Source organism: Calothrix anomala FACHB-343 (assembly GCF_014696435.1).
Taxonomy (GTDB): domain Bacteria; phylum Cyanobacteriota; class Cyanobacteriia; order Cyanobacteriales; family Nostocaceae; genus Aulosira; species Aulosira anomala_A.
Genome location: NZ_JACJQG010000004.1, coordinates 76432 through 89498 on the forward strand (window position 1 = coordinate 76432; position 13067 = coordinate 89498).

Below are 13067 nucleotides of genomic sequence, written 5' to 3' on the forward strand. Positions count from 1 at the left end.
AAAATACTTTTAAATACTGGGTGAAAAAATCCACTCAGTATTTATTACTTATTCTGCAAAATGTCAGTTTATTTCTAGAATATGGCAACACAAGTAGCTCAAAACAAATCATTAAAAAATACTTATTCCGCTTTTACTCAATTTTGGGAAGATATCAAGGCGATCGCCGGGCCTTACTGGTATCCAACCAAGCCAGGTGAAAGAGCATTTTCAGACGTAATTCGTGCCTGGGGAATGCTCTTTCTGTCGATTTTTTTAATAATCTCACTTGTAGGGATAACTGTTTTTAATAGCTTCATTAATCGTTATTTACTCGATACCATCATTAAATATAAAGATATTTCCCAATTCTTTAATACTTTATGGCTTTATGGAATAACCCTCGTAGTCGTCACTCTTTTAGTAGGGTTTTCTAAATTTGTCAGAAAACAAATTGCTCTTGATTGGTATCAATGGTTAAATAATCAGATTTTATCAAAATATTTCAACAGCCGAGCATATTATAAAATCAACTTTAAATCAGAGATTGATAATCCGGATCAACGTCTATCTCAAGAAATTGAACCCATTGCTAGCAGTGCGCTCAGTTTTTCAGCTACTTTCTTAGAAAAAGTTCTAGAAATGATAGCTTTTTTAACTATTCTGTGGTCAATCTCTCAGCAAGTTGCAATTATTTTAGTTACTTATACAATCATTGGTAATTTAATTGCTATTTACTTAACGCAAGAATTAAATAAAATTAATCAAGAAGAACTGGAATCGAAAGCTGATTACAGTTATGCACTGACCCATGTTCGCGATCATGCTGAATCCATAGCTTTCTTTCAGGGAGAAAATCAAGAATTAAAGATAATTCAACGCAGGTTTATTAATTTAATCTCTCATGCAAAAAGTAAAATTAATTGGGAGAGAAATAAAGATATTTTTAACAGAGGATATCAATCGGCAATTCTCATATTTCCGTTTATTGTATTCGGGCCTTTAGACATTAAAGGTGAAATGGAATTTGGCGAAATTAGCCAAGCCGCTTTAGCTTGCAGTCTGTTTGCTAATGCGGTGGGAGAATTAATCAATGAATTTGGAATTTCGGGAAAATTTTCTAGTTACGTTGAGCGTTTATCTGAGTTTGCAAATGCCTTAGAACAAGTCAACAAACAACCCGAAAATGTCAGTACTATTAAAACAATAGAAGATAGCCATCTCACATTTGAGAATGTCACCTTACAAACACCTAACTATGAGCAGGTAATCGTCGAGAACTTATCATTAACTGTTCAGCCAGGTGAAGGATTATTAATTGTCGGGCCTAGTGGTAGGGGTAAAAGTTCCTTATTGAGAGCGATCGCAGGTTTGTGGAATGCAGGAACCGGTCGTCTGGTGCGTCCTCCCTTAGAAGAAGTTTTATTCTTACCTCAACGTCCTTATATAATTCTAGGCACTTTACGCGAACAGTTGCTTTATCCTCATACCAATCATCACATGACCGATGCACAACTCAAAGCAGTTTTACAACAAGTTAATTTACAAAATTTGCTCAGTCGAGTTGATGGTTTTGATACAGAAGTCCCTTGGGAAAATATATTATCTTTAGGAGAACAACAACGCCTAGCTTTTGCACGGCTTTTAGTCGCTAATCCTCGGTTCACGATATTAGATGAAGCTACAAGTGCTTTAGATTTAAATAATGAAGGAAATCTATATCAACATTTAAAACAGACGAAAGCAACTTTCATTAGTGTGGGACATCGAGAAAGTTTATTCGATTATCATCAATGGGTTTTAGAACTTGCACAAGATTCCAGTTGGCAACTTATGGCTGTGCAAGATTATCGCCAGCAAAAATCAATTACTGCTAATTCTGCGGAAAATATTAGCATTACCACAGACACTTTACCTAATAGTGAATACCGAAATAAACCAGAGATATCGATTCAACAAACTACAAATGAAGGACTTTCGCATAAGGAAATCAGTGAATTAACTAACTATTCCATTAGCACTATCAGAAGTAAGGCTAGTAAAGGAGATTCTGTCACTACTAAAGACGGCTTAACCTACCGTTATAACAAAAACCCAAGTGTGTTGAAATGGCTGAGAATTTAGCTGCATCATTGCTTCCGAAAAAATAGCTTTCTATTGAAATTAGTAAAAAATTTGTTTATTTACATACCCGACTTTTGACAAAAGTCGGGAAATTGTTGTTTAAAATAACTTATAAATACAAGATAACTAATAAATATTTTTCCTTCAATATCAACTTAACTTGCTTAACTTTCTGAGACTGATTACTTCTTAACTGTCTTAACTGTCCTTGCAAACACATTTAATTATTGATATATCTTTTAATGGCCAAAACCACTTTATAAAAAGCACCATGTCTACAAACAAAACTACAACAGTGGATGTTGGAGTGGTACCATTTTTTGCGCGTTTCTTGGAAGTACAAACTGCTGAAGGAACAGAAACTCCTTCTGTTCCCTGGACTTTCAAGTATCCTTCAGATTTGGAAGACCAATAATTTTAGTCTTCAAATTTGGAACTTTAAGAAGTAGTAAATATAAAGTAAATGCTACTTCTGGTAACTACTCTTGAAAACACGATCGCTTCCATATTATCTAAATCCATAACATGAAGGCGATCGCTTTTCTCCCATCTCTGACTTCTGCTTCTACAAATCACAATTTTTTCACAACAATTGCCGATTATTTCTTAACATTTACTTTTTCAAAAATTAATCAAATATGTTATGCACCTGTCTCGCGATGTTGTTTTACTAATTACCCACAGTGCTGACTTCTTCACAATAGATAGAGTGGCAGAAGCCTTGTCAAAAAAAGGAGTACAACCTTTCCGTTTAGATACTGATAAGTTTCCTCTCCAAGTGCAATTAACAGCACATTTTGACAAGTATAAAAATTACCACACCATAGAATATAATAACCAGTCAATCAGCACAGAGCAGGTGCAAGCTGTGTGGATGCGTCGCATTTGGGAACCAGAACTAAGTAAAGAATTAGTACCCAAGTTCCGAGAAGCTTGCATAAGAGAATCAAAAGCTACTTTAGATAGTTTTTGGGATAGCCTCAAAGAAGCTCGCTGGATAGATGATTTACAACGAATAAATTATGCAAGTAATAAACTACGTCAACTGCGGATTGCATCTGAGGTAGGTTTTGTTATTCCTCAAACTCTGATCACCAATAAAGCCCAAGCAGCACGAGAGTTTTTTGTGCAAGTCAACGGCAAAATGGTGAGCAAACTTTTAACCACTCTTTCCCACAGTATGGAACCTACGTCATTCTTTCTTTACACCAGCACTGTTAAAGAAGAAGACTTACAAGATGCTGACTCACTGCGCTATTGCCCAATGGTATTTCAAGAACAAATTCCCAAGCAGCAGGAATTAAGAGTGGTGTATGTGAATGGCAATGTATTTGTAGGAGCGCTCAATGCAGATATGTATGCAGAGGCTAAAGTTGATTGGCGCAAACCCGGTGTTGAGGTTGGCGCATGGCAACATCACCAGCTTCCTGATGAAGTCGTTCGTCGTCTGCAAGCCTTTATGGGTAAGTTTGGGCTTTCCTTTGGCTCATTAGATTTCATCCTGACACCATCAGGTGAATATGTCTTTTTAGAAGTCAACCCCGTAGGCGAATGGGGAATGCTAGAGAAAGATTTATATTTGCCAATTTCGAGTGCGATCGCAAATACTCTACTGCAAACAGACAAAATACCCATCTCACAAGACTAATAAAATCATTCCGCAAATATGCAAACCCTTAATTAAATACTTCATCCTGTTTATGACTGTCTTAATAGTGACTTTTAGCCAAGATAACGAAAGTATTCCTCTAGTAGTCAAAGAAATTGAAGCTAGAGGAGAAAAAGCCTTTCGCTTTGATACAGATAGATATCCCACCGAAGTCCAACTAGATATTTACTCTGAAGATTTAGAACGAGTAATTATTACTGATGGAGAACAACAGCTCGATTTGAGTGAGGTGTCCTCAGTTTGGTATCGTCGGATGCGCTACGGGCAAAAAATCCCTAATTCAATGGATAAGCAATACAGAGATGCTTCAATTAAAGAATGTCGCGTCACTGTCAGAGGAATGATTGCTAGCCTCCAAGGATTCCATTTGGATCGAATGTCAAATGTGGATCGCGCTAATAATAAGCAACTACAATTGAAAGTTGCCAAAGAAGTTGGACTTTTAACTCCACGTACTCTCACTTCCAACAATCCCGTAGCAGTCAAAAAATTTGCTCAAGATTGTCAGCAAGGTATAATCACCAAAATGCTTTCTTCCTTTGCTATTTATGATGAGCAAGGACGAGAAAATGTAGTGTTTACCACTCCAATTACAGCTACAGATTTGGAAAATATGGAAGGGTTGCGTTTTTGTCCGATGACGTTTCAAGAAAACGTGCCAAAAGCATTAGAGTTGCGGACAACTATTATCGGACACCACATATTTACAGCCGCAGTAGATTCTCAAAACTGGGAAAGAGCAACTTATGATTGGCGTAAAGAAGGGAGAGCTTTAGCTAAAAATTGGCAACCTTACAAATTACCCGAAGATATTGAGAAAAAGCTACTCAAGCTCATGGCTGAGTTTGGCTTAAACTATGGAGCAATAGATATTATTGTTACTCCCGATGGCCGGCACATATTCCTTGAGGTTAACCCAGTCGGGGAATTTTTCTGGCTGGAGATATATGCCCCACACTATCCTATTTCCCAGGCAATCGCCGAAGTATTGTTAACTCGGAAAAATTAGAATATAAAAATAAAATTTTATTGCTATATCTATATATTTAACAACTGATTTTTAAATTAAAGATTATAAACCAATAAGTATTTTATTTGGAGTTAAAAATTTTGTGACCAACCAAATACATACACAAGCAGTTCTAACATTTGATGGCATAGATGATTATATAGATTTTGGCAGGAATGATATCGGTGGCGTTTTCGCTGAAGGAAGTTCAGCATTTACAGTTTCAGGATGGATAAATCCACATGAGCTAACAAATAAAGCCACTAGTTACGGAACACGTAATGTATTTTTCGCACGTTCTTCAGAGCGATATAGCGATAATTTTGAATTCGGTATTAGTGAAACAGGAAGCCTAGATGTATTCATCGATGAAACGGTGAGCAAAGGTATTAAAACTTTTGGTAATGGAGAATTAGTTATAGGAGAATGGCACTTTTTTGCTATTGTTTTTAATAGCGGTCAAATCACAGTATATCTTGATAATAATGAATACAAAGATTCTCTGAGAGGTTCATCTTTAAACAAAGCCACAAGTTCTGTTACTCTCGGCGCAACTGTACATAAACAAGTCTATTTTAAAGGGCAATTAGCTAACATTAGCGTCTGGAATTATCCCTGTACTCAGGAGCAAATACATAATCATCGCTGTGGATTGATAGCAGGTGATGAAGAAGGATTAGTTGCTTATTGGAAATTAGATGATGGACAAGGAACAAGTGTCGAAAACCAAACCGGAAATTCCTTCAAGGGGAATTTTCGTGGTAATCCTACTTGGGATTTAGCACAAATTCCATTTGCTACCAATCAATCTGAAAGTTTTATAGAGACAGTAATTCAGTTAGAAACTGAGGACGAACAAGCACAAATAAATAGTGAAGAATCAGATAATATCCCAAACCAGATACCTCTTGTAACACAAGTTGAAGAACTCACAACCAATTTATTAGCAGCAACAGTATCTTTAGTAAAAAACGACGAAGATAAACCAAAAGAAATTCCGCCAGCGCAAATCGCAGATACCGTCAATATCCAGGAATCGCCAGTAACTACTATGAATACAGAAGCCCAGCCCAAATATAAAATACTGTCAATTGATGGCGGTGGTATTCGGAGTATTATTCCTGCATTCCTCTTAGCAGAAATTGAAAGACGGACACAAAAGCCTATATTTAGTTTATTTGATTTAATTGCTGGTACTTCTAGCGGCGGAATTTTAGCATTGGGGTTAACTAAACCACAATTAAATTCACAAGAATCTGATAAGCTGCCAATAGCTGAATACAAGGCTGAGGATCTCTTACAACTTTTTCTTGAGTATGGGGTAGAAATATTTTATGAGCCATTTTTTGAAAGACTAATTGGCCCCATAGAGGATATATTTCTCCAGCCAAAATATCCTTCTGACAGCAAACAAGAAATTTTTCGCAAATATTTTGGTAGCGCCTCTCTAGAAAATAATCTCAAAGAAGTTTTTGTGACAAGTTACGATATTGGGCAGCGAGTTCCAGTATTGTTAACAAACAACCTAGAAAAGCAAGAGATAAAATCAAAAAGTTTTCGCCAGTTATGTGCAGACGTTTCGCTCCTAGATGCGGCATTAGCAACTAGTGCTACCCCAACTTATTTTTCTCCCCATCAAATTGTCAATTCCGAAAATAGTGGCATCGTTTATACTTTAATTGATGGGGGAGTGTTTGCTAATAATCCAGCACATTTAGCGATTTTAGAAGCACAAATCACTAGTAAAGCCAAAACTAAAAAAGTTCTCAATACAGAAGATATTTTAATAGTTTCTTTAGGTACAGGTTCGCTGACGAGTGCCTATCCTTATAAAGAAGTCAAAAATTGGGGACTATTACAATGGGGGCGACCACTTTTAAACATCGTATTTGATGGTAGCAGTGAAGTGGTAGCTGGAGAATTAGAAAGGTTGTTTAAATCTAGCGATGAAGAATCTAAAAGTTTTTATTATCGCTTTCAAACCTTCTTAGATGGAGAACTAGAAAAGATAGATAATATCAAGCTACAAAATACTCGTCAGCTACAAGCTATAGCCCACCGAATGATTGCTGAAAAAAGTCAACAAATCGATGAATTATGTAGTCTTTTACTGGGTTAAATTCAGATTTCTTATATCTTGTACTAGGTACAAGAAGTAAGATTGTTAGTTTCTTTAAAAAAGAAATTAGTTATGACTTTCCTAGTCATGTTTTCACCTTTTAAAGATTGTAGGTAAGTACAATGGATGAACTCGTCAAAAAAATTGCTGCTTTAGGTCTTCCGGGCATACTTTTTGTAATTGCGACAGCTACATCAGGCGGTAGTGTCGCAGCAGTTGTCACTATGCTGTCATCGCTGGGCGGCCCTTTAGGCCTCTTAGGCGGTTTGGGCTTACTGGGACTGGTAGGTATTCTAGGGGAATATATAGCGGGATTTGGAGTGGAAAACGTTCTCAAGCTCATCTATACAGAACGTAGCAAAACTGAATCTGTGAGATTCCTGCTCAAGGAAATTAAAGAGTTACCAATTACAGATGACTTAAAACTCAAACTAGAACATCACATTAGCCCAGTCGTCGTTACTGAAACTGACGAAGCTCCTGCTCCCAGAACAATCGAAATTGTTGATGAGGAATCAGTAACCTAGAACGTTCAATTCAAGTTTTCAGAAATTTCCTGGAAATACAAATGGCCTCTGAGTTTAACTTAAATTCTCAAAGGCCATTTGCAAATTCAGATTGTAATTATTAACGGCTACATCTTGAGAATATGCAAACTTCATCTGTCCGCGAGCAAAACACAACAAATCCTTTTTCAGTCTTAACCCAATTTTGGGAAGATGTGAAAGTAGTTGCTCAACCTTATTGGTATCCTACAAAAGCAGATGGCAGAGTATTTGCAGATGTAATTCGTTCCTGGGGAATGCTGATACTTCTACTATTATTAATAGTTGGATTTGTTGCAGCCAATACTGCAAATAGCTATTGGAATCGCTATGTAATTGATATTGTCATTGAAGAAAGAAACCTTGATAAATATAATAGTACTTTATGGATATCAAGCCTAATTATATTAGGGACAGTACTCTTAGTAACCTCTTTAAGATATCTGCGAAAAAAAATTATTCTTGACTGGTATAAATGGTTAAACAACCATATATTAGAAAAATATCTTAGCAATCAAGCTTATTACAAAATTAATTTTAAATCTGATATTGATAATCCAGATCAACGTCTATCCCAAGAAATAGAACCCATTACTAGTAATGCTTTAAGATTTTCAACTGCTTTTTTAGAAAAAGTTTTAGAAATAGGCAGTGCTTTGTTAATTGTCTGGACAGTTTACCCACAGATTGCAATTTATTTAATTATTTATACAATTGTTGGAAATTTCATAGCTGTTTATTTAAATCAAATAATAACTAAAGTTAACCAAGAAGAAATTGCATTTAAAGCAGACTTTGCTTATTGTCTAACTCATATTCGTAATCACGCTGAATCAATTGCTTTCTTTCAGGGAGAAAATGAAGAGTTAAAAATAGTTCAGCGAAGATTTAATAATGTTTTGCAAACTGCTGAACGTAGGCTGAGTTTGGAAAGAGGACAAGACGCTTTTGGCAGAGCATATCAGTCTGCTATTGGTGTATTTTCCATGTTTATTCTCACACCTTTATTTCTTCAAGATAAAATCGATTATGGAGAAATTAACCAAATTAGTTTTGCTTGCTTTATGTTTTCTAACGCTCTGGGAGAGTTAATAGCTGAATTTGGAATCTCCGGGCGATTTTCTAGTTATGTAAAGCGTTTAGCCCAGTTTTCTGATGCTTTAGAAACTGTGAGCAAACAACCAGAGAATGTCAGTACTATAAAAGTATTAGAAGACCAGCATTTGGCTTTTGATTATGTCACTGTAAAAACCCCAGACTATGAGCAAGTTATTGTTGAAGACTTGTCACTTTCTGTGCAACCAGGTGAAGGGTTATTGATTGTTGGCCCCAGTGGTAGGGGTAAGAGTTCTTTGTTAAGAGCGATCGCAGGTTTGTGGAATGCGGGAACTGGACGTTTAGTCCGTCCTCCCCTCAAAGATATCTTATTCTTACCCCAAAGACCATACATCATTTTGGGTACTTTGCGGGAACAGTTGCTCTATCCACATACAGACTGGAAAATGAGCGATCGCGAACTTGAAGCAATTTTACGACAAGTTAACCTACAACACTTGCTGACTCGTGTAAATGGTTTTGATACGGAAGTCCCTTGGGAAAATATATTATCGTTGGGAGAACAACAACGCCTTGCTTTTGCACGGCTATTAATTACACATCCTAGTTTCACTATTTTAGATGAAGCAACAAGTGCTTTAGATTTGCATAATGAAGGTAATTTATATCAACAGTTACAACAAACAAAAACAACTTTTATTAGTGTGGGTCATCGAGAAAGCTTGTTAAATTATCATCAATGGGTATTAGAACTTGCACAAGAATCTAGCTGGAAACTGCTTTCTATAGAAGATTATCGCCAACAAAAAGGAATTACTATTACACAAGTTAAAAAGGAGCATATCGCATCAGATAATTTTCCAGTAAATGAACTCACAAAAGAACCAGAAACTTCAGTAGCTACAGTCACAATTGTCGGGCTTTCTCATCAAGAGCTTAAAAGTTTAACAGATTATTCTCTTGCTACTATTAGATCCAGAGCTAGCCAAGGAAAGCCGATTGCTACAAAAGATAATGTGACTTACCGCTATAACAAAGACCCAAAGATATTAAAATGGATCAGGGATTGAAAGTAATTATAATCAAATATCCCCTGAGTAAGATTTTAGCGATACTTGTATAATTTCAAAGCAGTGATGTTAGCTAGAAAGCAACAACTAATTACTTATGCATCAATTACGATTTATGAAAAAAATTATAAGTTTCCTATTTTAAAAAATCCAAAATTCAAAAAAATTCAAAAAAAAATTCAAGAATGTCAAATTTTAATTAAAGAAGGTAAAAAATCTTACTCTTATATTTGGGGCATAGTTAAACGCCAACAAGAAATTAACCAAAGAGAGATTTTATCAGAAGTAAAATTATTAATCAAAGATTACAATCAACTGCTTGATTCTGTAGAAGATTACAAAGATAGGTACCAAGAATTTTTATTAAGTTTTATCGATGATTGGAAAAACCTGTTTAATAAAAAATATTTGGAAATTAGAAAAATTAATGAAGAAAGAAAAAAGCTGGAAATTAAAAATATTGATAATCTCCAAATTATTGAAAAGTTAAAATTTGAAAATGAAGAAAATTTAAAATCACTCTTGTTATTGAGTAATACAAATTTTTTAATTTTAGAAAAAGTAAAGTTACTCAGTGAAGGAATTAAAAACTTAGCAGAAGATACTAAAAATCAAAAGCAAGCTATAAGGCAAATAGTTAAAGATATAGAAGTATATCAAGAATTTTATGAATATCAAAACAGAGCTATAAAAATTCGTCAGGAAATAGCAAAAATAGCTAACACAGCAATAAATCTAGAAAACTCTCTACAAAATTACTTTAGCCCACTGCAATCTTTAATAGATGAGGTAGTCAAAATAGATACAAATTTTTACGCAACTGTCGGTGAAATCCAAAATTTAGCCAATAGCGATTTAAATACTCAATCAGCTTACTTAACTATAGAAGATAGTAATATATTTTCTCCTAACTTGATAAATTTATTAGTAAGCAGTTATGAGAAAAAAGATAGATTACAAGATGCTTTTTTTCAAGCACAACTATTAGATGGAAACATCTATGATTTTTATGCCAGTAACCATGAGATAAATGTAAATCAAACAATTAACTTAATATCTAACTATATCTCTACTCAACTAGTGGCTCAAAAAAAAGTACTAGGGATAGTAGAAACAGATTTTGTGTCTTCCCATTCTCAACCTAGCATTGGCAACGCAGAATTAGCAGAACTATCTCATAATTATATTGAGTTTAATCAAGAATCAGAAATTAACTGGCAGATTGATTACACTATATTGCAAAACTTACTTTCACAGTCTAAATGGCAAGAAGCTGATATAGAAACTGCTAAATTAATGCTACAGGTTATGGGTAAGCATTATTGGCATGAAGTTTATAAAGAAGATATTTTAAATTTTTCTTGTCAAGCTTTTCATAAAATTGATCGACTTTGGCAACAATATAGTCATGGTTATTTTGGCTTTAGCGTGCAACAAAACATTTGGGATGAAATAGGTAGCCAAATAGATTATGAAACAGAAAAGAGATTGGGCGATCGCTTAGGTTGGCGAAAAGAGGGAAATTGGTTAAACTACGACCAACTCACTTTTAAATTATCTCCGACAACACCGATGGGACATTTACCGGTTAAATGGTTACATTACGACCAAGATATTTGTGATATATCTGCAAATTCTCCTGCAGAACCCATGTCAATGGGAGCATGGCGGGTTGGTTCTTGGCTAATATGGCAGATGCACTTATTTTTTACTCGTGCGAAAATCTGTAATGAAACTTTCCCATTCAACATTTCGCCATAGCCAAATTATCATAGCTTTAAAGCTTCAACTACATTGTGAAAAAAGCTTTTTGATTGACTGATTAAACCATGTTCACTCAGTAGATGCATTATCGGAGAATATATTTATGCTAAATGGCAGGCAGACAAGCCGATGTTCCAGCGCAATCCAAAGAAGTATGGGCTTCGGGGTTCTGGTAATTTTACCTGCCATCCAGACGCTCAGTTGTATTTTCTGAGTTTTGCGCCTAATTTCTCAGTTTAAGACTGTGGACTTTTTTTCAGCTTTTGCAATAACAACTGCAATGCTAAAGCCAATAAACCCACAGCTACTAAACCAAATATTCCCGAACCCAAGGCGAATAAACCGACTACTAAGGTACGAACTGCGGAAGTTAGGCGCAACACCAATTGATTATCTGAGTGTATTGGCTTGCTAGCAAAATTTGTAGCGATCGCAATCATCACCGAATAAAGTGCGTAACCTAATCCTCCGGAAACGATCGCGCCACTTACACAGCGTACCGGACTTGTTTGTACTTCTGCGGGAGTCTCTGGTTGAGGAAGGGAATTTGGATCTGTCATACAATTTTAGATTTTAGATTTTGGATTTTGGATTGAGTAATTAAAGGCAGAAGGCAGAAGGAGTAAAATTTTTATATCCTGGTTTGGAGTAGTTATCTTTGGAGAGTTAGCTTCAAGGAGTAATGAACAATAATCCTCCTTGTCTTCCTTGTCCTCCTTGTCCTTTTTCCTTCCTCACCTTTAAACTGACGACGCGATTTTAATTCCATGTGAAGTGGTTCGCGTCACAAATAATTCTAAATCTTCGTCGGGGATGGCGGCTCTAATTTTTTGCTTAATTATTTCTGCTTGGGGTTGGGATTCAACTAAAGCAAACACTGAAGGGCCGGAACCTGACATCATGGTTCCGATCACACCTTCTTGTGCTGCAAATAATTCTCGCAGTTGCAGAACTTGGGGATACTCTGGTAAGACGACGCGCTCTAAATCGTTATGTAATTTTTGCGCGATGTCAGTTACATCTTTATTCGCGATCGCTTTAACTATCGCTCCGGAATGCACTGCATTGGCACGAGCTACCAAGTCAGCAGTATCTTTAATATATGTATTGCCATACTGTTGACGATAGGTTTTGTACGCCCAAGCTGTAGAAACTTCCAAGCTGCGATACTTCGCCAATACTATATATATATTGTCTAAACTTGGTAGCGGTGAAAGTTGTTCGCCTCTCCCCGTCGCAATTACTGTTCCCCCTGCAATACAAAAGGGGACATCTGAACCGAGAACCGCACCTAATTCTTCTAATTCTGTTTGCGTTAGTCCTAAATTCCAGAGTAAATCTATCCCCACTAACACAGCTGCGGCGTTTGTCGAACCACCAGCCAACCCAGCTGCTACAGGTATGTGCTTGTCGATGGTAATTTCTACACCACCATATTTAGCAAAGGTATCGGGAAATTCTTTCACCATTAATTCTGCCGCACGGTAAGCGAGATTAGTTTTATCTGTGGGGACTTGGGTATGCTGAGAGTGGACGCGAATTGTATCTGTGCTGAGGGAACGCACGCCAATTTGATCGGCTAAGTCGATGCTTTGCAAGATCATCGCTAATTCATGAAATCCATCGGGGCGATCGCCGATGATTTCCAGATACAAGTTAATTTTAGCAGGGGCAATGAGGGTGTAAGAACGCATAGTAATTTTGGATTTTGGATTTTAGATTTTGGATTTTT

General features: G+C 36.1%; 10 protein-coding genes. 8 read left to right on the top strand and 2 right to left on the bottom strand.

Annotated features, from left to right (window positions below):
• The first annotated feature begins 81 nt into the window (after positions 1-81).
• The 8 genes from H6G08_RS02995 (at position 82) to H6G08_RS03030 (ending at position 11332) form a co-directional block, all read left to right on the top strand.
• Positions 82-2103: an ABC transporter ATP-binding protein/permease gene (locus H6G08_RS02995; RefSeq protein ID WP_190538810.1), complete on the top strand. Its 2022-nt coding sequence runs from the start codon at positions 82-84 to the stop codon at positions 2101-2103.
• Positions 2104-2374: 271 nt separating this feature from the next.
• Complete coding sequence (locus tag H6G08_RS03000) at positions 2375-2518, top strand: microviridin/marinostatin family tricyclic proteinase inhibitor (RefSeq protein ID WP_167721284.1); 144 nt, start codon at positions 2375-2377, stop codon at positions 2516-2518.
• Positions 2519-2746: 228 nt separating this feature from the next.
• Positions 2747-3751 carry an MvdC family ATP-grasp ribosomal peptide maturase gene (locus H6G08_RS03005; RefSeq protein ID WP_190538811.1) on the top strand — a complete coding sequence of 335 codons (1005 nt, stop codon included), beginning with the start codon at positions 2747-2749 and terminating at the stop codon, positions 3749-3751.
• A gap of 52 nt (positions 3752-3803) precedes the next feature.
• Entirely contained in the window at positions 3804-4781 is a 978-nt protein-coding gene (locus tag H6G08_RS03010; protein ID WP_190538812.1) for an MvdD family ATP-grasp ribosomal peptide maturase, read from the top strand.
• Positions 4782-4884: 103 nt separating this feature from the next.
• Positions 4885-6900, top strand: a complete 2016-nt coding sequence (locus H6G08_RS03015; RefSeq protein ID WP_190538813.1) for a patatin-like phospholipase family protein — start codon at positions 4885-4887, stop codon at positions 6898-6900.
• A gap of 122 nt (positions 6901-7022) precedes the next feature.
• Positions 7023-7427, top strand: coding sequence for a hypothetical protein (locus H6G08_RS03020; protein ID WP_190538814.1), 405 nt, complete (start codon positions 7023-7025; stop codon positions 7425-7427).
• A 122-nt stretch (positions 7428-7549) separates the two neighbouring features.
• Positions 7550-9571, top strand: coding sequence for an ABC transporter ATP-binding protein/permease (locus H6G08_RS03025; RefSeq protein WP_190538815.1), 2022 nt, complete (start codon positions 7550-7552; stop codon positions 9569-9571).
• Positions 9572-9637: 66 nt separating this feature from the next.
• The gene (locus H6G08_RS03030) at positions 9638-11332 is read left to right on the top strand and encodes a GUN4 domain-containing protein (RefSeq protein WP_190538816.1); all 1695 of its coding nucleotides are present in this window, start codon (positions 9638-9640) and stop codon (positions 11330-11332) included.
• Positions 11333-11571: 239 nt separating this feature from the next.
• Here H6G08_RS03030 and H6G08_RS03035 read toward each other — a convergent pair whose 3' ends face one another.
• On the bottom strand, positions 11572-11895 hold the full coding sequence (locus H6G08_RS03035; protein WP_190538817.1) for a DUF3082 domain-containing protein: 324 nt from the start codon (positions 11893-11895) through the stop codon (positions 11572-11574).
• Positions 11896-12075: 180 nt separating this feature from the next.
• Positions 12076-13029, bottom strand: coding sequence for a 4-(cytidine 5'-diphospho)-2-C-methyl-D-erythritol kinase (gene ispE, locus H6G08_RS03040; RefSeq protein WP_190538818.1), 954 nt, complete (start codon positions 13027-13029; stop codon positions 12076-12078).
• Between the last annotated feature and the right edge of the window lie 38 nt (positions 13030-13067).

What these genes read in the sequence shown, in the direction of transcription:
- H6G08_RS03005 (WP_190538811.1), top strand. Translation starts at nt 2,747, where the DNA reads ATGCACCTGTCTCGCGATGTTGTTTTACTAATTACCCACAGTGCTGAC.
- H6G08_RS02995 (WP_190538810.1), top strand. Translation starts at nt 82, where the DNA reads ATGGCAACACAAGTAGCTCAAAACAAATCATTAAAAAATACTTATTCC.
- ispE (WP_190538818.1), bottom strand. Translation starts at nt 13,029, where the DNA reads ATGCGTTCTTACACCCTCATTGCCCCTGCTAAAATTAACTTGTATCTG.
- H6G08_RS03010 (WP_190538812.1), top strand. Translation starts at nt 3,804, where the DNA reads ATGACTGTCTTAATAGTGACTTTTAGCCAAGATAACGAAAGTATTCCT.
- H6G08_RS03000 (WP_167721284.1), top strand. Translation starts at nt 2,375, where the DNA reads ATGTCTACAAACAAAACTACAACAGTGGATGTTGGAGTGGTACCATTT.
- H6G08_RS03020 (WP_190538814.1), top strand. Translation starts at nt 7,023, where the DNA reads ATGGATGAACTCGTCAAAAAAATTGCTGCTTTAGGTCTTCCGGGCATA.
- H6G08_RS03025 (WP_190538815.1), top strand. Translation starts at nt 7,550, where the DNA reads ATGCAAACTTCATCTGTCCGCGAGCAAAACACAACAAATCCTTTTTCA.
- H6G08_RS03030 (WP_190538816.1), top strand. Translation starts at nt 9,638, where the DNA reads ATGTTAGCTAGAAAGCAACAACTAATTACTTATGCATCAATTACGATT.
- H6G08_RS03035 (WP_190538817.1), bottom strand. Translation starts at nt 11,895, where the DNA reads ATGACAGATCCAAATTCCCTTCCTCAACCAGAGACTCCCGCAGAAGTA.